General features: G+C 67.0%; 18 protein-coding genes and 2 pseudogenes. 11 read left to right on the forward strand and 9 right to left on the reverse strand.

Annotated features, from left to right (window positions below; genetic code table 11):
* Nucleotides 1–56: 56 nt before the first annotated feature.
* Together ACWETB_RS09845 and ACWETB_RS09850 are read left to right on the forward strand one after the other, a co-directional pair.
* The gene (locus tag ACWETB_RS09845; RefSeq protein ID WP_452210867.1) at nucleotides 57–1,013 is read left to right on the forward strand and encodes a serine/threonine dehydratase; all 957 of its coding nucleotides are present in this window, start codon (nucleotides 57–59) and stop codon (nucleotides 1,011–1,013) included.
* Nucleotides 1,014–1,052: 39 nt separating this feature from the next.
* Nucleotides 1,053–1,517 (forward strand): tRNA (cytidine(34)-2'-O)-methyltransferase, encoded by a 465-nt coding sequence (locus tag ACWETB_RS09850; protein WP_348808559.1) that lies wholly within the window; start codon nucleotides 1,053–1,055, stop codon nucleotides 1,515–1,517.
* A 232-nt stretch (nucleotides 1,518–1,749) separates the two neighbouring features.
* Here ACWETB_RS09850 and ACWETB_RS09855 read toward each other — a convergent pair whose 3' ends face one another.
* The 3 genes and pseudogenes from ACWETB_RS09855 to ACWETB_RS09865 all read right to left on the reverse strand — a co-directional run.
* Nucleotides 1,750–1,977 (reverse strand): DUF167 domain-containing protein, encoded by a 228-nt coding sequence (locus ACWETB_RS09855; RefSeq protein ID WP_348802631.1) that lies wholly within the window; start codon nucleotides 1,975–1,977, stop codon nucleotides 1,750–1,752.
* Between the two features lie 174 nt (nucleotides 1,978–2,151).
* A complete protein-coding gene (locus tag ACWETB_RS09860; protein ID WP_348808560.1) occupies nucleotides 2,152–5,418 on the reverse strand; it encodes an error-prone DNA polymerase in 3,267 nt (1,088 codons plus the stop codon).
* 342 nt (nucleotides 5,419–5,760) lie between these two features.
* Nucleotides 5,761–6,197, reverse strand: a pseudogene (locus tag ACWETB_RS09865) (helix-turn-helix domain-containing protein); the annotation flags it as partial.
* Between the two features lie 156 nt (nucleotides 6,198–6,353).
* Here ACWETB_RS09865 and ACWETB_RS09870 point away from each other — a divergent pair.
* The 5 genes and pseudogenes from ACWETB_RS09870 (at nucleotide 6,354) to ACWETB_RS09890 (ending at nucleotide 9,363) form a co-directional block, all read left to right on the forward strand.
* Nucleotides 6,354–6,716 (forward strand): ArsR/SmtB family transcription factor, encoded by a 363-nt coding sequence (locus tag ACWETB_RS09870; RefSeq protein ID WP_452210870.1) that lies wholly within the window; start codon nucleotides 6,354–6,356, stop codon nucleotides 6,714–6,716.
* Nucleotides 6,713–7,816, forward strand: coding sequence for an ACR3 family arsenite efflux transporter (gene arsB, locus ACWETB_RS09875; RefSeq protein ID WP_452210872.1), 1,104 nt, complete (start codon nucleotides 6,713–6,715; stop codon nucleotides 7,814–7,816). Before ACWETB_RS09870 ends, arsB begins: the two co-directional genes overlap by 4 nt.
* Nucleotides 7,809–8,489: pseudogene (locus ACWETB_RS09880) on the forward strand (arsenate reductase/protein-tyrosine-phosphatase family protein). Before arsB ends, ACWETB_RS09880 begins: the two are co-directional and overlap by 8 nt.
* Nucleotides 8,490–8,530: 41 nt before the next feature.
* Nucleotides 8,531–8,956, forward strand: coding sequence for an arsenate reductase ArsC (locus ACWETB_RS09885; protein WP_449743673.1), 426 nt, complete (start codon nucleotides 8,531–8,533; stop codon nucleotides 8,954–8,956).
* On the forward strand, nucleotides 8,953–9,363 hold the full coding sequence (locus tag ACWETB_RS09890) for an arsenate-mycothiol transferase ArsC (RefSeq protein WP_348808565.1): 411 nt from the start codon (nucleotides 8,953–8,955) through the stop codon (nucleotides 9,361–9,363). The genes ACWETB_RS09885 and ACWETB_RS09890 overlap by 4 nt, the downstream gene beginning before the upstream one ends.
* A gap of 24 nt (nucleotides 9,364–9,387) precedes the next feature.
* On the opposite strand, the gene ACWETB_RS09895 is transcribed toward ACWETB_RS09890, so the two are convergent.
* A complete protein-coding gene (locus ACWETB_RS09895; RefSeq protein WP_449743672.1) occupies nucleotides 9,388–9,873 on the reverse strand; it encodes an ArsI/CadI family heavy metal resistance metalloenzyme in 486 nt (161 codons plus the stop codon).
* A gap of 99 nt (nucleotides 9,874–9,972) precedes the next feature.
* Between ACWETB_RS09895 and ACWETB_RS09900 the strand changes: the two genes are divergently transcribed.
* The 3 genes from ACWETB_RS09900 to ACWETB_RS09910 all read left to right on the forward strand — a co-directional run bounded on the left by ACWETB_RS09900 (nucleotide 9,973) and on the right by ACWETB_RS09910 (nucleotide 13,648).
* Nucleotides 9,973–10,335 (forward strand): Rv2640c family ArsR-like transcriptional regulator, encoded by a 363-nt coding sequence (locus ACWETB_RS09900; protein WP_452210875.1) that lies wholly within the window; start codon nucleotides 9,973–9,975, stop codon nucleotides 10,333–10,335.
* 296 nt (nucleotides 10,336–10,631) lie between these two features.
* Nucleotides 10,632–12,563 carry an SDR family oxidoreductase gene (locus ACWETB_RS09905; protein ID WP_449743670.1) on the forward strand — a complete coding sequence of 644 codons (1,932 nt, stop codon included), beginning with the start codon at nucleotides 10,632–10,634 and terminating at the stop codon, nucleotides 12,561–12,563.
* Nucleotides 12,560–13,648, forward strand: a complete 1,089-nt coding sequence (locus tag ACWETB_RS09910) for an alanine racemase (protein ID WP_452210877.1) — start codon at nucleotides 12,560–12,562, stop codon at nucleotides 13,646–13,648. Before ACWETB_RS09905 ends, ACWETB_RS09910 begins: the two co-directional genes overlap by 4 nt.
* A gap of 123 nt (nucleotides 13,649–13,771) precedes the next feature.
* Here ACWETB_RS09910 and ACWETB_RS09915 read toward each other — a convergent pair whose 3' ends face one another.
* The 3 genes from ACWETB_RS09915 to ACWETB_RS09925 form a co-directional block, all read right to left on the reverse strand.
* Complete coding sequence (locus ACWETB_RS09915; protein ID WP_449743668.1) at nucleotides 13,772–15,412, reverse strand: DNA polymerase Y family protein; 1,641 nt, start codon at nucleotides 15,410–15,412, stop codon at nucleotides 13,772–13,774.
* Nucleotides 15,412–16,236: a hypothetical protein gene (locus ACWETB_RS09920; protein ID WP_449743667.1), complete on the reverse strand. Its 825-nt coding sequence runs from the start codon at nucleotides 16,234–16,236 to the stop codon at nucleotides 15,412–15,414. Before ACWETB_RS09920 ends, ACWETB_RS09915 begins: the two co-directional genes overlap by 1 nt.
* A 305-nt stretch (nucleotides 16,237–16,541) precedes the next feature.
* Complete coding sequence (locus ACWETB_RS09925; protein ID WP_449743666.1) at nucleotides 16,542–17,633, reverse strand: Rv2578c family radical SAM protein; 1,092 nt, start codon at nucleotides 17,631–17,633, stop codon at nucleotides 16,542–16,544.
* A 101-nt stretch (nucleotides 17,634–17,734) separates the two neighbouring features.
* Here ACWETB_RS09925 and ACWETB_RS09930 point away from each other — a divergent pair, with 101 nt between their 5' ends.
* Nucleotides 17,735–19,027, forward strand: a complete 1,293-nt coding sequence (locus ACWETB_RS09930) for a protein kinase domain-containing protein (RefSeq protein WP_452210880.1) — start codon at nucleotides 17,735–17,737, stop codon at nucleotides 19,025–19,027.
* A 21-nt stretch (nucleotides 19,028–19,048) separates the two neighbouring features.
* Here ACWETB_RS09930 and ACWETB_RS09935 read toward each other — a convergent pair whose 3' ends face one another.
* Both ACWETB_RS09935 and ACWETB_RS09940 read right to left on the reverse strand, forming a co-directional pair.
* On the reverse strand, nucleotides 19,049–19,747 hold the full coding sequence (locus ACWETB_RS09935) for a response regulator (protein ID WP_449743664.1): 699 nt from the start codon (nucleotides 19,745–19,747) through the stop codon (nucleotides 19,049–19,051).
* Complete coding sequence (locus ACWETB_RS09940) at nucleotides 19,744–21,018, reverse strand: PspC domain-containing protein (protein WP_449743663.1); 1,275 nt, start codon at nucleotides 21,016–21,018, stop codon at nucleotides 19,744–19,746. Before ACWETB_RS09940 ends, ACWETB_RS09935 begins: the two co-directional genes overlap by 4 nt.
* Nucleotides 21,019–21,075: the final 57 nt, after the last annotated feature.

Genomic DNA, 21,075 nt, shown 5'->3' on the forward strand with positions numbered 1-21,075 from the left:
GGCGACCATTGTTCCACCTGTGCGGCGGCGCCCGGCCCGGCGGTAGCGTTCTGGGCATGTCGGCATCGATGGTCGCGGCGGTGACGCCGGACGACGTCCGCGCGGCGCAGTCGCGGATCGCGGGGACGGTCCGCCGTACTCCGCTACTCCACGCAGAGCTCGCCACCGGCCGTGGGCCGGTTCCGGTGGTCTTCAAGCTCGAGTTCACCCAGATCGGTGGCTGCTTCAAACCGCGCGGCAGCGTCAACGCGGTGATCCGCGCACGCGACCAGGGACGGCTCCCGGAGGCAGGCGTCCTGGTGGCCTCGGGCGGCAATGCCGCGATCGGCGCCGCCTGGGCGGCCCGCCTCGCCGGCACCAGGTGCACGGTCGTCGTCCCGGAGTCGGCACCCGCAGTCAAGGTTGCGGCACTGCGTGCCCTCGGCGCGACGGTCCACCTGATCGGTTCCCGCTATCAGGATGCCGCCGACGCGGCCGCCGGGATGGCGCTGGAGAGCGGCGCACTGGCGCTGCACGCCTACGACCGACCAGACATCGTGGCCGGAGCAGGCACCATCGGCCTCGAACTCGTCGACGACGTCGACGGCCCGCTGACCACCGTCGTGTGTGTCGGTGGAGGTGGCCTGCTGGGTGGGATGTCGGCCACACTGCGGCCCGGCGACCGGCTCGTGGGTGCCGAGCCCGTCGGTGCCTCCTGCCTGCATCAGGCGATCACGGCCGGAGGCCCGGTCGACGTCGACCTCGACAGCGTGGCCGCCGACTCGCTCGGCGCCACCCGGGTGGGCGAGATCTGCTGGGCGAGTATCGCGGGGCGGGCCGTGGACAGCGTCGTCGTGCCGGACGCCGCGATCATCAGCGCTCGGACGATGCTGTGGGAACGGTTCCGGATCGTCGTGGAGCACGGCACCGCCACCGCCGTCGCCGCGGTCACCACGGGAGTTGTTGCGGCCGATGATGATTCAACCCTGTGTGTGGTCCTGTGCGGGGCCAACACCGGGTTGACCGGGCTCTGACGGTCACCGGGTGCGACGCGCCCGGCACAATGGGATCCCATGTTCCGCATCATGTTCTACCAGCCGTGCATACCACCGAACACCGGTAACGCGATCCGGCTGGCCGCCAACACCGGCTGCGAACTGCATCTGATCGAACCGCTGGGGTTCTCCATGTCGGATGCGCAGGTGAAACGTGCCGGGCTGGATTACCACGAGATGGCGACGGTGACCGTCCACCCGAATCTCGAGACCGCGTGGACCGCCCTCAAGCCGGAGCGGGTGTTCGCGTTCACCGCGCACGCCGAGCGGTTTCACACCGACGTCGAGTACGCGCCCAGCGATGTGTTGCTGTTCGGGCCTGAGCCGACCGGACTTCCCGCCGAGGTGCTGGACGAACCCGAGGTCACCGATCGCATCCGGATCCCGATGCTGGCCGGACGGCGGTCACACAATCTGGCCAACGCAGCGAGCATCGCGGTGTATGAGGCGTGGCGTCAGCAGGGATTCGCCGGCTCGGTCTGAGGCCTCGCGGCGAGCGGTCAGTCGACGGACACGCCGTAGCGGTCGGCGAGTTCGAGAAGCGCGGTCTCCAGAAAATTGTCGACGTTGTCGGCGATGATGTCGGGTGTCTGCCTCCGACCACCACAGAGCGAGGGCTTCGCGTTCGTCGTCAGGTCGCCGAAGCCACCTCGCCCCGGCGCCGATGAAGGATCTCGTCGGTGGCCATCGCCCGCCCCCGGGTGGCGTCCACCGCTCAGCTCACCCGGAACCGCTTGGTGCGGGACGTGGCACCGCCGACCAGGGCAACACGGCTCTTGGGTACTCCGAGGTGCTTGGCGAGCAGCTCGGCGATGGCCTTGTTGGCCTTGCCCTCGGTGGCCGGCTCCCGCACGAAAATGGTGATCGCACCATCGGGTCCGGTCTCGACCAGCGGCCCCTTTCGGCTGCTCGGCTTGGCCGTGACGATCACCTGTTGCGGCATGCGTCGCTTCCCCTCACGTCGTTCTCACACAGAAACACTGTCACTGTCATATCTGGACGGCTCGTCTGCCGGATATGCCACGAACCCCGGGTCATGATCCACGAAGTCGCGTGTCGTCGCACGCGTGATTTCACTCGTGGCACACATTGTGCCCCATCCGCTCGGATTCTCCGCTCAGTGCCAGTCACGCGAACGAGACCCCACGCGAAGATCCATGCGCTGCAAGCGATCCGCGACCACCGTGACAGCGCCCTCGGCGTTCTGCACCCGACCCCGGACCAGCAGTGCGGTGGCCGTATGCGCCAGTTCCCGGTACTTCGACCACAAACCCACCGAACAGACGACGTTGACCATGCCGGTCTCGTCCTCGAGGTTGATGAATGTCACACCCGAGGCCGTGGCCGGGCGCTGACGATGGGTGACCGCCCCGCCCACCAGGACCCGGGAACCGTCCGGGACGGCCAACAGACCGTCGGCGGGGATCACCCCCAACGCCGCCAATCGCGGTCGCAGATACTGGGTCGGATAGGACGCCGGTGTGATACCGGTGGCCCACGCGTCGGTGGCGGCCAACTCCACATCGGTGAGTCCCGGCAGCATCGGGGTCGTTGATGCCTGAGGGAGATCGAGGTGCTCCGGACGCGCCGTCGACGCCGCACCGGCCTCCCACAACGCCTGCCGCCGACTGAGTCCGAACGTCTCGAAGGCCCCCGCCCCGGCCAGTCCCTCCAATTGCCGGGTGGTCAACCCGGCTCGTCGGGACAGATCGGCGAGACCGGTGAAGTCGCCGTCGGCACAACGCGCCTCGATGATCCGTTCGGCCACCTCGTCGCCCACCCCACGAACCCCAGACAAGCCCAGCCGGACCTCCTCCCCATGATTTTCCAGGGTCGCCTCGGCGCGTGAACGGTTGATGTCGGGTCGGTGAACCCGCACACCGTGTCGGCGCGCATCGGCCACCAGCGACTGGGGCGAGTAGAAGCCCATCGGTTGCGCCCGCAGCAACGCCGCACAGAAAGCGGCAGGGTGATGCAACTTGAACCACGACGAATAGAACACCAGCGAGGCGAAACTCTGCGAATGACTTTCCGGGAAACCGAAATTGGCGAAGGCCGCCATCTTCTCGAAGATCCGGTCGGCGGTGTCCCCGGTGATCCCGTGGGTCGACTCCATGCCGTCGTAGAACCGCTGACGCAGTCGCTGCATCTTCTCCGGTGACCGCTTGGAACCCATTGCCCGACGCAACTGGTCGGCCTCGGTGGCGTCGAAGCCCGCGACGTCAACGGCCAACTGCATCAACTGTTCCTGAAACAGCGGCACCCCCAGCGTGCGTTCGAGCGCCTTGAACATCGACGGGTGCTCGACGCCGACCGGCTCGGTCCCGTTGCGCCGCCGGATGTAGGGATGCACCGACCCGCCCTGGATGGGCCCGGGACGGATCAGCGCGACCTCCACCACCAGATCGTAGAAACAGCGGGGCTTCAGGCGTGGCAGCGTGGCCATCTGCGCACGGGATTCCACCTGGAACACACCGACCGAGTCGGCGCGGCACAACATGTCGTACACCGCGGTCTCGGCGAGGTCGAGGGTGGCCAGGTCGACGTGCAGGTCCTTGTGTTCGGCTACGAGATCGATCGCATAGTGCAACGCCGAGAGCATCCCCAGACCCAGGAGATCGAACTTCACCAAACCGATTGCCGCACAGTCATCTTTGTCCCATTGCAGGACGCTGCGGTCGGCCATCCGAGCCCACTCGGTGGGACAGACGTCGGCGATCGGCCGGTCGCAGATCACCATGCCACCGGAGTGGATTCCCAAATGTCTTGGCATTCCCCCGATCTCGTCGGCGAGTTCACGAACGTCGGCGGGCGCGTCCTGCGGCATCGTGGCCCACGCATCCTGCTGCCCGGTGGCATAGCCCAACGCCTTGGCACTGTCGCGTACGGATGACCGTTGCCGATAGGTGATCACGTTGGCCACCTGGGCGCTGAAGTCGCGGCCGTAACGCCGGTAGACGTACTGGATCGCCTCTTCCCGCCGGTCGGACTCGATGTCGACGTCGATGTCGGGCGGCCCGTCACGTTCGGGTGAGAGGAACCGCTCGAACAGCAACTCGTTGGCCACCGGATCGACATTGGTGATGCCGAGGGCGTAACAGACCGCGGAGTTCGCGGCGCTCCCCCGTCCCTGGCAGAGGATGTCGTTGCGTTTGCAGAAGTCGACGATGTCGGCGACGACGAGGAAGTACCCGGGGAAGGAGAGGGTATCGATGATCGCCAGTTCGTGTTCGATCTGTCGATACGCCTGGGGATGCCGCGTGGGGGTGCCATACCTCGCGGCGGCCCGGGTCATCGTGAGATGCCGCAGCCAGGTGGCCTCGGTGTGCCCGTCGGGAACATCGAAGGGCGGCAGTTTCGGTGCGATCAAACCCAATTCGAAGGCGCAGTCGGCAGCGATCTGCACGGCGTTGTCGATCGCCTCGGGATGTGCGGGCAACATCCGAGCCATCTCGTCGCCACTGCGCAGGTGCGCTCCGCCGACCCCGGGCATCCATCCCTCGATGGTCTCGATGTCGGTGCGGGCCCGTACCGCCGCCATCGCCATCGCCAGCCGACGTCGTGGCGGTCCGGCGAAATGGGCTCCGGCGGTGGCCACCGTCGGTATCCCGAACCGGGTGGCCAGACCGGCCAGCGCCGCGTTGCGGGCATCGTCGTCGGGAAGCCCCTGCGCGGTGAGTTCGACGACCACACCACCGGCTCCGTAGCGGTCGATCAGACCACCGAGCGCCTTCTCCGCGGCCGGGAGCCCCCCGCGATCCAGCGCTCGGCGCACCGCCCCCTTACGACAGCCGGTCAGCACCAGCCAATGTCCGGCGTCGGCGATGAGGCGGTCGGCGTCGTAGCGCAGCAGCCCCTTCTCGCCTCCGGACATGTGTGCGTCGGCGATCACCCGCGACAGTCGCCGATATCCCTCACTGTCTCGCGCCAGCACCAGCAGATGTTCGCCGGGCGGATCCGTCACGCCGGTCCGGGCCACATCCGGCTGCAGCGACAGCTCCGCACCGAACACCGTCGGCATGCCGAATTCCCTTGCCGCCTCGGCGAATCGCACCACGCCGTAGAAGCCGTCGTGGTCGGTGATCGACAATGCCGTCAGATCCAGCCGCTGCGCCTCGGCGACCATCTCCTCGGGCATCGACGCGCCGTCGAGAAAGCTGTAGGCGCTGTGCGCGTGCAGTTCCGCGTAGCGGACCGACGAGGACTCGGTCCGGATCTCCGGCGCCACGTAGGGTCCACGCTTACGTGACCAGGCCGGCGAGTCCCCACCGTCGCCGGGGCCGAAGAACTCACCGGGACGATCGTGACCGTCGGAGGCGCGCGCACGCCCGGAGAGGACTCGCTCCATCTCCGACCACGTCGGTGGCCCCTGGTTCCAACCCATCCGTTCATCATAGAACATTCGTTCGATACTGGTCATCGCACCGGCCGTCGAGGTCTGTGATGTATCGGTACATAGGTGACAGTTCTGCGTCAGGCCATCGGTGACACTTGGTGTGTCAGGACTTCGGTGAGGTCTGGTCTTCGTGGGGCGTGGGCCGCGGGGTTGTCGATTGCCGACGTAGCTAACTCCGGGAGTGGGTCGAGGGTGCTCGACAACGACCTCTCCGTCGGTGTTGGCGATGACGACCGTGTTCCGCGAGGCCGGTGTGGCTCACCGTGAACCGAAGAAGAAGCCTCGCTCGGCGTGGCGGCGGTTCGTCTATCCGGCACCGGACGCGTGCTGGCAACTCGATGGCACCGAATATGTAGGTGACTGCATCCACGCTGACGGTCCCGGAGGTACTGACAGTTCGGAGCAGGACAAGATACGGGCCAGCGATGCCGTCGAGGGGACCTCCGTCAGGCCCATCGACTGCATCTTGTCATGCACGCTGATCGGTTCGTGATCCAGACCGGAAGCCTCTAGGGCAGCGCGCACCGCGACTGCTTGCCCTTGACCTCGTCACTCAGCGCCGACGGGCTCGACTTCGGGCGGCGGGTGCGGGGTTCCAGCACCGCCGCGGCCCCCTCGTCCTTGGCACGTTTACGCAACTCGTAGAACGACTTCCGGGAAATTCCGTGTTCGGCGCAGAACGTCGAGACCACTCCGCGCGGTGCATCATCAGGCCACTGCGAGATAGCCAGACGCACGACAGGGTCGATAGGGTTGTTAACAGCCACCGTCTGAGCGTTGAGTGCGGCAGCGTGATCTGACCCGACGAGGTCGGTTCGATCGAAGCCCAACCGACAGCGTGTCGTGGATATCGATGCGAAACACAAGCCTGCCTCCAGATCGGTCGTCTTGTCGCCTGAATCGACGTGTATCAATATTGACGTGTGTCGAATAAGAATCTCCTGCTGCCACCCGGCCGCGGCCTCAGCACTGACGAGACCGGGGCTGTCACCCCACTGTTGAAGGCGCTCGCGGACCCGGTTCGGCTGCGGTTGCTCTCGGAGGTCGCTGCGCATCCGGGCGGCGAGGCGTGCGTGTGCGACATCTCCGGACCGTTCGAGCTGTCGCAGCCGACGATCTCGCATCATCTGAAGGTTCTGCGTCAGGCAGGTCTGGTGACGAGCGAACGGCGCGCGACCTGGGTGTACTACCGCGTGAATACCGAAGCATTGCAACAACTGTCAGTCCTGCTGGGAGATCTCGCCACGGTCGTGGGGGAAACGCGTTCGTGCGAGGCCGACCAGTGACCGCCACCGACACCGCGGTCGCGGGAAAGTTGTCGATGCTCGACCGGTTCCTACCGGTGTGGATCGGCGCCGCGATGGTCGCCGGCCTGCTGCTCGGCCGAGTTGTCCCGGGCCTGGGTGACACCCTGGCGGCGGTAGAACTCGACGGCATCTCGCTGCCGATCACCCTCGGCCTGCTGATCATGATGTACCCGGTGCTGGCCAAGGTGCGCTACGACCGGCTCGATTCGGTCACCGGTGACCGTCGCCTGCTGCTCGGATCGCTTCTGCTCAACTGGATCATCGGACCGGCGTTGATGTTCGCGCTGGCCTGGCTGCTACTCCCGGATCTGCCGGAATACCGGACCGGACTGATCATCGTCGGACTGGCCCGCTGCATCGCGATGGTCATCATCTGGAACGACCTGGCCTGCGGTGACCGCGAAGCCGCTGCCGTCCTCGTCGCGCTGAACTCGGTGTTCCAGGTGATCATGTTCGCCGTGCTGGGCTGGTTCTACCTCTCGGTGCTACCCGGCTGGCTCGGCCTGGAACAGACCACGATCGACGCCTCGCCGTGGCAGATCGCGAAGTCGGTCCTGATCTTCCTCGGCATCCCCCTGGTCGCCGGCTACCTCACCCGCCGCATCGGCGAACGGACCAAAGGCCGCGACTGGTACGAATCCTCGGTCCTCCCGCGGTTGGGTCCGTGGGCGCTCTACGGGCTGCTCTTCACCATCGTCATCCTGTTCGCCTTGCAGGGTGAGCAGATCACCTCGCAACCCTGGGACGTCGTGCGGATCGCGCTCCCGCTGCTGATCTACTTCGCGGTGATGTGGGGCGGCGGATTCCTCCTCGGCGCCGTGATGGGACTCGGTTACGAGCGGACCACCACGCTCGCATTCACCGCCGCGGGCAACAACTTCGAGCTCGCCATCGCCGTCGCGATCGCCACCTACGGTGCGACCTCCGGCCAGACTCTCGCCGGAGTCATCGGACCACTCATCGAAGTGCCGGTCCTCGTCGCCCTCGTGTACGTGTCCCTGGCATTGCGGAAACGCTTCACCAGCCCGAGCACCGCCTCTAGCCCAGATGTATCGAAGGAGCCAGGTCGCGATGCCTGAGAATGTGTTGGACGAGCAGCTGAGTCGCGGCGAACACCGCCCAACCCGAACTGTTGATGACCATACCGTGCTCGCCCGCACCACCGCTGACCTGGCCACCAAGTACGAGGGTGTGGTGTCTCGCCAGACGGTGGAACGCTGTGTGTTCGAGTCCTACACCGCGTTACGGCGCACCTCCCGGGTGCACGCGCACCTGACGACCTTGGCGGGACGATTCGCTGCTGATCGGTTACGCGCACTGGCCCAGGCGGAGGGTTCGGTACCCAAGGATGTGCCCGAGGTCTTGTTCATCTGTGTGCAGAACGCCCGCCGCTCGCAGATGGCCGCCGGATTGTTGACCCATCACGCCGCCGGTCGGGTACACGTGCGCTCCGGCGGATCGGTGCCCGCGCATTCGATCAACCCGACCGTCGTCGAGGCGATGTCTGAGATCGGCGTCGACTTGGGCACCGAGTACCCCAAACCGCTCACCGACGATGTGGTCGCTGCCGCTGACGTGGTGGTGTCGATGGGCTGCGGCGACGCGTGCCCGATCTATCCCGGCAAGCGCTATCTGGACTGGACGGTCTCAGACCCCGAGGGCCGTCCCCTCAACGAGGTTCGCGCGATCCGCGACGATCTTGATGCCCGCGTTCGCGAGCTTCTCTCCGGACTCGCTGCCGAACGGGTCTAACTTTTCCGAGCTTCCCTCACAGCTGAAAGGGCTTGTGTCTTATGTCTTTCTCTCGACCTAGCGTGCTGTTTGTGTGTGTCCACAACGCTGGCCGATCGCAGATGGCCGCCGGTTTCCTCACCGCTCTTCGCCAGGGCAGCGTCGAGGTCCGCTCGGCCGGATCCGCGCCCGCCGACTCGATCAACCCGGCCGCTGTCGAGGCGATGGCTGAAGTCGGTATCGACATCTCCGCGCAGTCACCAAAGATCCTCACCCCCGACTCTGTCGAATCCTCCGACGTCGTGATCACCATGGGCTGTGGCGATGCGTGCCCGGTGTTCCCCGGCGTCAGCTACCGCGACTGGGCCCTCGATGACCCGGCCGGCCAAGGTATTGACGCGGTCCGCCCGATCCGCGATCAGATCCGCGCACTGGTCGAGGGCCTGCTCGACGAACTGGTACCCGCCGACCAGCGGGTCGGCCAGTGAGCACGCCACCGCAGGTGTTGTTCGTGTGCGTGAGCAACCGCGGCAAATCGGTGATGGCTGAACACCTCACGCCCACGGTCACCGGCCGGATCACCCCATCCTCGGCCGGGACGAGTGCGAAGATCGGCGGCCAGGTCAACGAACTGTCCGCCCAGGTACTCGCCGAAGTCGGCGCCGACGTCGCCGGACATCAGCCGCGGCAACTCACCGACGACCTGATGCAAGCCGTGGACCTGGTCGTGGTGGTCGGTACCGCTGACGTCACCCCACCCGACGGCGTCGCCCTCGAGGTGTGGGACACCGACGAACCTTCCGAACGGGGCATCGACGGCGTCGAACGGATGCGGCTGATCCGCGACGACATCACCCACCGGATCCGCGCCCTCGCCGACCGCATCGCGCGGTAGGCGAGAGCGCGAGCCACGACCCCCTCAGCAGCAGGCGGTGCGCGCCTCGGCCGGTTCGGCGGCGTTGCCACCGCAGCACACCGAACCCTGCTCGGCTTCCTCGGCGGCGTTCTGTTCCAGGAGTTTCGGGCTGGTGCCGAAGGTGTCGGAGTCGGCGAGCACGGTGTAGACCTCCCACTTCTCCTTCGCCGGCCCGGTCACCCACACCTTGTCCTGCGTCGCGAAACAACAGGTGGAGTTGATCTCCTCCCGCGTAAACAGGCCCTCACCGGACAGGCGGGCGATCTCAGCGTGCACCTTCTCGCTGGACTCCACCTCGACACCGAGATGGTTGATGGTGCCGCCCTGGCCGGGGTTCTCCAGCAGCACCAGCTTCAGCGGCGGCTCGGCGACCGCGAAGTTGGCGTAGCCCGGCTTGCGTTTGGCCGGGGTGGTGTTGAACAGCTTGGAGTAGAACTCGATCGCGGTACCGAGATCATCGACGTTGAGTGCGAGCTGCATACGGGACATGACCATCACCTTAACCTGTGAGACATATATCGAACTACGGTCATCATGCAGAGTGCCGACCTTTTCGACATATGTCAAGACCACGGGTATGGTCGGGTTATGCCGAAGACCTTGCCGATGGTCGACATCAGTGCCCCGATCTGCTGCGCGCCGGTGTCGGCGGCTCCGCTCGATGACGACACCGCGCTGGAGATTGCGTTGCGTCTCAAGGCGCTTGCCGATCCCGTGCGGATCAAGCTGGTCTCGATCCTGCTCGCCGACACCGGTGACGGGATCTGCACCTGCGACCTCGCGACCGCGGTCGGGCTCACCGAAGCCACCACAAGTCACCACCTGGGGGTGCTCCGCAAGGCCGGCATGGTCGCACCTGACCGGCGGGGGATGAACGTCTACTACCGAGCGCAACCGGACTCGTTGGAAGCGCTCCGCAACGTTCTCAGCGCCACGACAAGGTGCTGCTGAACCGTCACAGGCGCGAATCGTCGAGCAATTGCGTCAGGCTCCCCTCATCGGCAACCGCGACACGCGAGTTCGCACAGAGCGTTGCCTCGCGGACATTTCATGAAGAAGTGTCACCACCAATACCGCTCGTACCGTCACCGATGTCCTGATGCAGAAGTGTCACCGATGTCCTGCGAGATGACACCGGCCGTCGAGGTCGGCGTCCCATCCTTGCCATCGGACACTGGAAGTGTCAGGCTGGGACAATCGTCCTTACCGGACAGTAAGAACCCGCCCGGCAGATCGGGAGCGATCGCATGTCCACCTACTTCGTCACCGGCGGCAGTGGCTTCATCGGCCGGCGCCTGCTGCGCGCCCTGCTGATCGGCAGGCCCGACGCCACCATCCACGCACTCGTCCGTGCATCCTCACTGGCCCGGCTCACCGCGATCGCCGACGACCTGCCCGGCGGGGAGCGCATCCACCCCGTCGTCGGTGACATCACCGAACCGGGACTCGGCCTGCGCGACACCGACCTCGACGTCGATCACGTCATCCACCTCGCCGCCATCTACGACATGGCCGCCGACGATGCCGCACAACAGGCGGCCAATGTCGCCGGCACCGCCCACGTCGCCGACTTCGCCCTTGCCCATGACGCCACCTGTCATCACATCTCGTCCATCGCCGTCGCCGGCGACCACCGCGGCGTGTTCACCGAGGACGACTTCGACGTCGGACAGGGGTTTCCGACCGCGTATCACCGCACCAAGTTCGAGGCGGAGAAGGTCATCCGCGACCGAGCAGACCTGCGGTGGCGCATCTATCGCCCGTCGGTCGTGGTCGGCGATTCGCGCACCGGCGAGATGGACAAGGTCGACGGACCCTACTATTTCTTCGGCCATCTCCGGCAGTTCTCCAGACTGCCTGCCGCGCTGCGACTTCCGTTCCCCGATCTGGGACACATCAACGTGGTTCCGGTCGACTACGTCGTCAACGCGCTCGCCGCCCTGATCCTTGCCGAGGACACGAGAACACACCGGGTCCATCACCTCGGCGACCGCACCGACCGCAGCATCACCGACCTCTACAACGCGCTCGCCCCGGCATTTCAGGCACCGCGCGGCATCACCCTGGTGCCGCGTCAACTCGTCGAACCCGCGGTGACCCTCACCGGGTTCGGCCCATTGCGATTGGGCCGCAACCTGATCGCCGAACAACAGGGAATCCCACCGGCACTTCTCGACGCGATGGCTCTGCCCGTGCGATTCTCCTCGGATCAGACCATCACCCGCCTCTCATCCCTCGGGGTCTGCCCACCCCCGGCGCTCGAGGACTACGCACCCGCCCTGTGGACGTACTGGTCACACCACCTCGATCCGGCCCGCCACCGACACACCGACCCACGAGGACCTCTGGTGGACAAGGTCATTCTCATCACCGGCGGCTCGTCGGGAATCGGTAAGTCCACCGCCCGCATGTGTGTGGCCCAGGGAGCGACGGTCATCATCGTGGCGCGCCACGCCGACGAACTCGATTCCGCGGCACGAGAGATCAACTCCGCCACACCGACACCCGGTGTGCCACGCGGACATGCGTACCCGGTCGTCTGCGACATCACCGACGAGGAATCGGTCCAGGCGATGGTCAAGACCGTCCTCGTCGATCACGATCACGTCGATGTTCTCGTCAACAATGCCGGGCGGTCGATCCGGCGGGCCACAGTCAATGCCGTCGACCGTTCCCACGACTATCACCGGGTGATGGCGGTGAACTACTTCGGCGCAGTGAACATGGTGCTGGCGCTGTTGCCGCACATGACAAGCCGTCACTGCGGGCACATCGTCAACGTGACCTCGATAGCGGTGCAGTCACGCGGTGGACGCTTCAGCGCCTACGCCGCCTCCAAGGCCGCCCTGGAGGCATTCAGCGATGCGACCGCAGTCGAGACGTTGTCGGATCACGTCACGTTCACCAACGTGCGACTGCCGCTCGTGCGAACCCGGATGATCAGTCCCACCGAGGACTATCGCCGGTCGGCGGGCGTGTGGAGTCCGGACAAGGCCGCGACGCGCGTGCTCGACGCGATCGAACGTCGCCCCCAACACATCTCGACCCCGCTCGGTGATCTCGCCGACCTCGGACGACGCTTCGCACCACGACTGACCACGCGAATCCTGCATCAGGAGTTCCTGCTCGGACGAGAGTCGGCCGCCGCCCTCGGTGAACCACGGCCGAGACGCCGATGATCGACACACCGTACCTGTCGGTCGATACCGATCGGCTCGATGCCAATCTTCACTCCATGGCGCGGCTCTGCGCCGAGGCCGGTATCGCACTGCGACCGCATGCCAAGACACACAAGTGTGTCGAGATCGCCGAGCGCCAGAACACTTGTGGTGCGCAGGGTCTGACGGTCGCGACGATCGGCGAGGCGGAGGTCTTCGCGGCTGCCGCCGACCGGACGGGATGCCGGGATCTGTTCATCGCCTATCCGTTGTGGGTGACCGCCGACAAGGGTGCACGCGTGCGCGCGCTCGCCGATCAGGTGTCGCTGCGGATCGGGGTGGCCTCGGTGGGGGGAGCCCGGCAACTCGGTATGGCGCTGGACGGCAACCCATCCGGCCGGACGGTCGAGGCAATCGTGGAGGTCGATTCGGGTCAGCATCGCACCGGCGTCGCACCGGGCGATGCCGGCACGGTGGCGGCGGCCGCCGCCGACGCCGGCCTCGACGTGGTGGGGGTATTCACCTTTCCCGGTCACGGATACGGGCCCGGGGACTCCCGGCGGCGGGCCGCCCGCGAGGAGGCCGACGCCTTGTCATCGGCAGCTGAATCGTTACGGACCAAGGGAATCGACCCACGGGTACGCAGTGGCGGATCGACCCCGACCATTGCCTTTGCCGACACCGGGGTCCTCACCGAGATCCGCCCCGGCGTCTACCCGTTCTTCGACGCTCAGCAGATCGAGTTGGGGGCGTGTGGATTCGACGACGTGTCGTTGTCGGCGGTCACCACCGTGGTGCATCGCAGCGGCACCCGGATCGTCGTCGACGCCGGCAGCAAGATTCTCGGTGCCGACCGGCCCGGGTGGACAACCGGATTCGGCCGGGTGGCCGGTGCGCCGGACGCACGGATCACCTCCCTGTCGGAGCATCACGGGGTGATCGAGTATCCCGATACCGCAGCGACGATTCCGGCGGTCGGCGAGGTGATCCGGGTGATCCCCAATCACGTGTGCGCAGCGGTCAATCTGGTCGACGAACTGATCGTCGAGTCCGATTCGGTTGAGCCGCAACGGTGGCCGGTGACGGCACGCGGACGCAACAGCTGAGCCCGCACTTGCGTTGACAGCGCCCTGTTCTCCGTTGACAGCGCCCACAATCCCGTTGACAGCGCCCTATTCTCCGTTGACAGCGCCCTATTCTCCGTTGACAGCGCCCACAATCCCGGCAGCTCACTCGTATATCCCCTCCACCACCCAGCAACCCGATCGATAGCACAGCAACAGTGCCCGCGAATCGTCGAGTAGTACCTGGGCTCGGGCGTCGACCTCGTCGACACCCGAGCCATTGCGGGTGATCCCGGTCGGCCACGGGCCTGCCCACCATCGCAGTTCCCAGCTACTGCGTCGATCCGTCCCACCGGGTCCGAGACGGTGCGCGAGTCGAACGGTTGTCGGTTCGGCGGAGAAGGCACCGCGCGGGGTTACCAGCACCGGATCACCGGACAGATCGATCACCTCGACGGGGATGTCGGCCATCACCGACGGCGCCGGACGCGGCATCCTCCCCGGCCACGGTGCAGACGGATCACGCTGTGGCACAAAATCTTCGCCGAGAGAGACCATCGTGATCGCCGCACCCGGATCACGGCCGCCACTCCGGACGGGGATGCGGACCGCATCCCCACCGAGCAATCCCTGCACCCGCTCCATGCTGCGACGGGCACGTTCGGACACACCGGCGCCACCCGGCAGACCCGCCCCGGCCAGCGAGTACTGCAGCGCACCGGCATCGACCACTTCCACCGGTTCCAGCCGAAGCATGGCGATCGGTGAATCGGGACGGGCGTCGCCGATCGCATTACGCCTCCCCCCGGTCATCCATCCCTCCAGCTGCCACCGGATACGGTCGGCGGTGGCAGTTGGTGTGAGCGGTTGCGCACATCGCCAGGTCCGCGTATGGCGTTGCCCGCGTTCGGTGATCGCTTCAACGACCAGCTTCGTGCAGGCCATCGAGGCGTCTGTCAACCGGCGATGCACCACCTCGGCCAGACGACGGCCGATGAAGGCGGCAGCATCGATCCGGTCAACCGGCGGATCACAGACGTACTCGATCGACAGGACGTCGGGCAGTGCGCGCGCCGATGGCGGTCTGCCGGGCAGGGCGTTCGCCTGTCGATGTGCGGTCACCGCGTCGGCGTCGAATCGGGTGGCGATGTCGGCGACCGGCATGTCGGCGAAGTCACCGATGGTCACCACACCCAGGCGGCGCAGCAGTTCGACCAGTCCGTCACGCCCCGGCGCACACAGCGAGGATTCCACGGCGAGATCGGCGATCGGGAGTCCGGCGAGATGCACACGATCGCCACCCGGCGTCACACTGCACCCGCGCCGGGCGGCCAGGACCGCGGTGAACAGTTCGTCGGCGATCCCGACCTGCGATTCGACACCACACGCCGACACCCGATCGACGAGTTCCTCGGCAAGGGCGTCCTCGCCACCGTGTACGCGCACGGCGCCGGACAACGAGACCACCAGCAGCCCCGGTCGTATCACCTCCATGGCGGGGACCATCTCGGCGACGGCCGCGGCGATCGGTTCGAACGCCCGCCCATCGCGATGATCGTCGGCGAGGACCACCATCATCTCCGGACACCGGGACTGCGCCTGACGCTTCCGCATGCCACGGCGCACCCCGGCGGCCCGGGCGGGTGCCGAGCAGGCGACCACCCGATTGGCATTGAGCACCGCGACCGGATGCCGGGGCGGCAGGTCGGCCTCGGCTGCCGCCGCGATGGCCGGCCAGTCGGGGCACCACAATGCCAGTATCCGCCGCCTGGCCTCGACGCGCGATCGTGGTTCGGCACCGGCCATCAGTTGGCCACCGCCACATCCGGTTCGGAAGCGACCGCACCGAACGTCGCATCCAACCGCCGGAGCAGTACCCGATCATCTCCGAAATCGCCTGCCACAAACTCTATTTCGGTGTCTCGACGACGCCGGTCGCGGCCCTCGGCCACCACCCTCAGCCGCATGCCGGCGAGATGTCCGTGCCCGCTGCGCGCGTCGGCCAGGTCGCCACGTCCGGCGAGAGTGGGACGATGCCGGTATCCGATCACCCGAACATCCAGACGGGTGTGCGCGCCCGGCCATGTACCGCCGACGACGATCAGCGACGACGACTGCTGACGTGCACGACCACCGACCACCCGGCATCGTGACGGCGGGACGGAGACCCCACCGAGCCCGAGGATCACCAGGTCCATACCGTCGAGCAGAACCGAGGCCACCTCGACCGGATCGACACCGGGTTCGGCGACGACCGCGATGCGTTCGAGATCGGCCCCCATCTCCACCGCCGATGCCAGGTTGAGCCCGGGCACACCCACGATGCCGATCTGTCCGCCGCCCGCGGTCACCGTGGCGATCAGGGACATGAGCAGTGATCGGGCACCGGTGTAGCAGAGAATCCCGCCCCGCACGATGCCACGTTGGGGCAACACCTCGGCGAGTTCGTCGGACACCGGCAACACGTCGACTGATACCGGTTCCGCGGTCCGACGATCGGGCGTGCCCGACATGACCGCCATCTGGCGGCGCAGGCCGGCCAGCGTGTCGTTTCGATGCTGTTCGGCTGCACCCGAACCGGATGGACCCGGAACATCTCCTTCTCGGCGAGATAACGACAACACACCCATGACACCCCTCCTGACCGGCACCGACAACGCATGGTGAGCAGGGAAGATGCTCCGAGCCGAGCGAACGACGAGCACTCTCCGCACTGAGTTTTCGAACGTTTATTCGACGTCTTTGATCGTACGACGCCCCACCGACAGACCGCAACAGCGCCGGTGAGCGCACTCCCCCAATGGCCGCGCCCGCTCGACGGGAAACAGCGCCCACTCGACGAGAAACGGCGCCCGCTCGACGGGAAACAGCGCCCACTCGACAGGAAGCGGCGCCCACTCGACGGGAAACAGCGCCCACTCGACGGGAGTGAGAGTCAGAAGAGGGTCAGCACCTGTTGTACCGCCGGCGTCGCCACCAGGTCATCACCGCCACCCACGCGGCCCACGCCGCGCACTCCGGCCGCGCCGCCCACTCCGACACCTGCGCCGACGGCGCCCGATGCCACCTCGCGATGCTCGCCCCCGGACGCGAGTCCATGGCGAATCACCAAGGGGCGCATACGCTCACGCAACCATGACGAGTACTCCGGGGTGACATAGGCGCCGCGGCCGTACAGGCTGCGATAGCGCCGCATCAGCGCCGGATGATGTTCGGCCAGCCAGCCCAGGAACCACGGCTTGGTCGCGCCACGCAGATGCATCGGAAAGGCCGTCACCCCACTCGCCCCGGCCTGCGCCAACGATTCGAGCAGTGCATCGAGGTGGGCGGCGGAGTCGGTGAGATACGGGATCACCGGCGCGACCATCACATGTGGCTGGAACCCGGCGTCGGCGATCTCGCGGATCAGCGCCAGCCGCGCCGCGGGCGACGGCGTCCCGGGTTCGATCTGCTTCTGCAGATCCGCATCGTGAAAGGCAAGGGACACACTGAGTCCCACCGAGACCTGGCCGGCGGCCTGCCGCAGCAACGGCAGATCGCGGCGTAGCAGCGTGCCCTTGGTCAGGATCGAGAACGGGGTGCCCGACTCCGTCAGCGCCGAGATCACCCCGGGCATCAGACGATAGCGTCCCTCGGCGCGCTGATACGGGTCGGTGTTGGTTCCGAGCGCCACCTGTTCGCGCCGCCAGGACCGTCGTCGTAACTCCTTGCGCAGCACCGCGGCGACGTTGAGTTTGACCACCACCTGGGTGTCGAAATCCCGCCCCGCGTCGAGATCGAGGTATTCGTGGGTGGGCCGGGCAAAGCAATAGCGGCAGGCATGGGTGCACCCGCGAAACGTGTTGACCGTGAAGGAGAACGGCAGACCCGACTCGACCGGCACCTGATTGAGCGCACTCCTGGCGAGTACCTCGTGGAAGGTGACGCCCTCGAACTCCGGAGTCGAGACACTGCGGACCAGTCCCGCCCGACCGAGACCGGGGAGCGCGCCGTCATCGGCTTCGATCGCCTGTTCGGACCATCGCATGCCAGAAGTCGAACACGCGTGCGAGGTGATGTCAAGCGTGGCGCTCCCGACCGCCCTTGTCCCGGCGGGCCGGTTCGATCCCCCGGCTATCATCTCGAGGTATGCCCGCCGATACCGATGCCCGCGCGACCCCCGGGCCGAGCTACCTGGTGGCCGGCCGCTACCGGTTGATCTCGCGCATCGGTGGCGGCGGAATGGGCACCGTCTGGCTTGCCCGGGATCAACTCCTCGACCGTGAGGTCGCGGTGAAGCAGGTGCTCTCCACCGAAGGACTCTCCGAGGACTCCGCCGAGAACGTCCGGCAGCGGGCAATGCGCGAGGGACGGATCGCCGCCCGGCTGAGTCACCGCAATGCGATCGCCATGCACGACGTCGCCCTTGAACGCGGCGAACCGTGGCTGGTGATGGAGTATCTACCCTCGCGCAGCGTCGCCCAGATCCTGCATTCCGCCAGCACCATCGACATCGTCGAGGCCGCCAAGATCGGGGCCCAGGTCGCCGACGCGATGATCGAGGCCCACGCCGCCGGGATCATCCACCGCGACATCAAACCCGGCAACATCCTCATCGCCGGCGGGGGTCGCAACGCCGGACTGGTGAAGCTCACCGATTTCGGCATCTCCCGCGCCAAGGACGATGTGACACTCACCCAGACCGGTCTGATCACCGGGACGCCCGCGTATTTCGCACCCGAGGTCGCCCGCGGTGACGAACCCGCGGAGGCGTCCGACGTGTATTCGCTGGGCGCCACGATCTACACGATGGTCGAGGGCACACCGCCGTTCGGGGTCGACGACAACTCCCTGGTGATGTTGCACCGGGTGGCCCGCGCCCAGATCAACCCGATGACCCGGGCCGGCGCACTCGAGCCGGTACTCCTGCGGATGCTCGAACCCAGCCCCCGGCGCCGCATCACCATGGAACAGGCCCGCGATCAACTGGCCCGGGTGGCCGCCGGCGATCACGGCACCGCCGAACAGGTCCTCACCAGTCTGGTGTCGCGGGCGGGCATCGGCGCATCCCACCGGCCCCAGACCATGCCGCCGGCACCGTCCGGCGGTCCCGGCACCGGCGATCCCGGAGCCCGCGATAGCGGCGGTTCTGTTGTACCGCCCTCGAATTCATCTCCTTATCACCCCACCCGGGTGGCCACCCCACCACCCTTCGCCCCTGGGCCGTCGACACCCGGGCTCGCCTCCAACCCGTCGATCCCGCCCTACGGTGGCACCGCGCCCCCGGGCACTCCGCCCTCCTACAGCAACGCCATGCCCTCCTACATCCCGCCGCCGACCCCGCGGTCCCAGACCTCGCCGGCCCTGCTGGCGCTGGTGGTGTTCCTGTTCTTCGTGGTCCTCGCCGGCGTCGTCGTCCTGGTGATCGCCCTGGCCGGGTGACCCTGGCATCCGGGCCCACGCTCACCCGATGTGCCGGTTCGCCGCCCATCGGGTCAGCGCATTCCTGTTGGACTGCTGCGTCTTTCGCAGCACATTGGAGGCATGGGTCTCGACCGTCTTGATCGAGATGAACAGTTCTTCGGCGATCTCCCGGTAGGTGTAGCCCCGGGCCAACAACCGCAGCACCTCGAGCTCCCGGCGCGTCAGCGAGTCCAGTTCCGGGTCGAGTTGCGGTTCGGGCACCGACGACTTGCCGGTGAACGAGTCGAGCACGAAACCGGCCAGCCGGGGACTGAACACCGCATCACCGTCGGCGACGCGCCGGATCGCGTCGGCGAGTTCCGCGCCGTCGATCGTCTTGGTGACGTACCCGCGCGCCCCGGCGCGGATCGTCGCGATCACATCCTCGGCCGCGTCGGACACGCTGAGCGCCAGAAACACCGGGGCGTCGGCACCCATCGCGTCGACCACACCGCGCAGCACCGCGACCCCACCACCGGAGGGCATGTGCACGTCGAGGAGCACCACATCGGGACGTACCCGGGTGATCCCGGTGATGGCCTCGGCCACCGAACCGGCCTCACCCGCCACCGACAGACCGTCCTCGTCGGCCAACTCGGCGCGGACCCCCGACCGGAAGACGCCGTGATCGTCGACGAGGAACACCCGATACCGGTGCTCCCCTTCGGTCCGCTCGCCCGCACCGTCGGTGATCGTCATGACGCCCTCCCGTTCTGGAGACCCGATTCGCCGGTCTGCTCGCTCATCGCCGATTCCCCAGCCGGCACCGTGGTACGCGGAATGGTCATGCGCACATTGGTTCCCCGCCCGGGCGCCGACACCACCGACACGCGGCCACCGACCCGCTCGATGCGGGAGACGATCGAGCCCGCCACGCCGTGGCGGTCGTCGTCGACCTTGTCCGGATCGAACCCGACACCACGGTCGCGCACGTACACCTCCACCTCGTCGTCACCGACCTCGAGATACATGTCGACCTTCCGCTCCCCGGAGTGCTTGGCCGCGTTGACCAATGCCTCCCGCGTGGCACCGATGAGCGCGGGCCAGCGTTTGGCCGCCACCTTGTCGGCCCGGTGCGCACCGGTGTCCGCATCCGGTGACAGATCGCCGACGGTGACCACCTCCACCTCGATGCCGTAGTGATCCTCGACCTCGGCGCCGACGCTGCGCAACGCCGCGCTCAACGATCCGCCGCGCTGCGCCGGATCACCGAAAAGCCAACTGCGCAGCTCTCTTTCCTGGCTTCGGGCCAGGCGGGCGACCTCGTCGGGTTTGGCCGCCTGCTTCTGGATCAGCGCCAGGGTCTGCAGCACGGAGTCGTGCAGATGGGAGGCGATCTCCTCGCGCTCGGCGTTGCGGATGCGCGCGGCGCGTTCCTCGTTGAGGGCTCGCCACATCCGCATCCACAGCGGCACCGTCAACAGCACCACCCCGATCAAGGTGGTCGCCACGGCCAGCAGAGTGGTGCTCAGGCTGCTGAAGTTGCGGGTACCGGCGAGCACGATCACCACCAGCCCGCCGATCACCAGCACCGCACCGCCGGCCAATCGCAACCAGGTGACCACCGGGCCGTGGGTGCGAACACGCGTGGAGGTGTCGAACTCCCGCCACACCAGGCTCGCCCCGACCGCGACGAAGACCAGGGGAACCAGGTAGGTCGCCGGTGTCCCCGAGGCGGCGAAGCCGACCACCATCATCGCGACCAGGCCGATGAGTGCCAGGCCGTACGCCTGGCGACGCTCCCCCGGCGCCGGCGGCTCCACGTCGTCGCCGGGCGGGCAGAAGAACCACAGCAGGCCGTAGGCCAGCACCCCCGCCCCGGCCATCGCCGTCAACACGACGAAAACCACTCGGACGCGGAAGGTGTCGACACCGAGGTGATCGGCGACACCACCGGCGACGCCACCGATCACCCGACCACCGCTGCGGCGCAGCAACCGCGGTGGTGTTTGCACCTCGGCGACACCCATGACTCGATAGTGGCATGCCGTCGCCGTTCGGGCATCAGGGTTGTTCCCCAGACGACA

This window comes from Gordonia sp. NPDC003950 (assembly GCF_053605205.1).

What these genes read in the sequence shown, in the direction of transcription:
- ACWETB_RS09935 (WP_449743664.1), bottom strand. Translation starts at nt 19,747, where the DNA reads ATGACGATCACCGACGGTGCGGGCGAGCGGACCGAAGGGGAGCACCGG.
- ACWETB_RS09845 (WP_452210867.1), top strand. Translation starts at nt 57, where the DNA reads ATGTCGGCATCGATGGTCGCGGCGGTGACGCCGGACGACGTCCGCGCG.
- ACWETB_RS09905 (WP_449743670.1), top strand. Translation starts at nt 10,632, where the DNA reads ATGTCCACCTACTTCGTCACCGGCGGCAGTGGCTTCATCGGCCGGCGC.
- ACWETB_RS09925 (WP_449743666.1), bottom strand. Translation starts at nt 17,633, where the DNA reads ATGCGATGGTCCGAACAGGCGATCGAAGCCGATGACGGCGCGCTCCCC.
- ACWETB_RS09900 (WP_452210875.1), top strand. Translation starts at nt 9,973, where the DNA reads ATGCCGAAGACCTTGCCGATGGTCGACATCAGTGCCCCGATCTGCTGC.
- ACWETB_RS09915 (WP_449743668.1), bottom strand. Translation starts at nt 15,412, where the DNA reads ATGGCCGGTGCCGAACCACGATCGCGCGTCGAGGCCAGGCGGCGGATA.
- ACWETB_RS09910 (WP_452210877.1), top strand. Translation starts at nt 12,560, where the DNA reads ATGATCGACACACCGTACCTGTCGGTCGATACCGATCGGCTCGATGCC.
- ACWETB_RS09895 (WP_449743672.1), bottom strand. Translation starts at nt 9,873, where the DNA reads ATGTCCCGTATGCAGCTCGCACTCAACGTCGATGATCTCGGTACCGCG.
- ACWETB_RS09930 (WP_452210880.1), top strand. Translation starts at nt 17,735, where the DNA reads ATGCCCGCCGATACCGATGCCCGCGCGACCCCCGGGCCGAGCTACCTG.
- ACWETB_RS09940 (WP_449743663.1), bottom strand. Translation starts at nt 21,018, where the DNA reads ATGGGTGTCGCCGAGGTGCAAACACCACCGCGGTTGCTGCGCCGCAGC.
- ACWETB_RS09860 (WP_348808560.1), bottom strand. Translation starts at nt 5,418, where the DNA reads ATGGGTTGGAACCAGGGGCCACCGACGTGGTCGGAGATGGAGCGAGTC.
- ACWETB_RS09850 (WP_348808559.1), top strand. Translation starts at nt 1,053, where the DNA reads ATGTTCCGCATCATGTTCTACCAGCCGTGCATACCACCGAACACCGGT.
- ACWETB_RS09855 (WP_348802631.1), bottom strand. Translation starts at nt 1,977, where the DNA reads ATGCCGCAACAGGTGATCGTCACGGCCAAGCCGAGCAGCCGAAAGGGG.
- ACWETB_RS09920 (WP_449743667.1), bottom strand. Translation starts at nt 16,236, where the DNA reads ATGGGTGTGTTGTCGTTATCTCGCCGAGAAGGAGATGTTCCGGGTCCA.
- ACWETB_RS09885 (WP_449743673.1), top strand. Translation starts at nt 8,531, where the DNA reads ATGTCTTTCTCTCGACCTAGCGTGCTGTTTGTGTGTGTCCACAACGCT.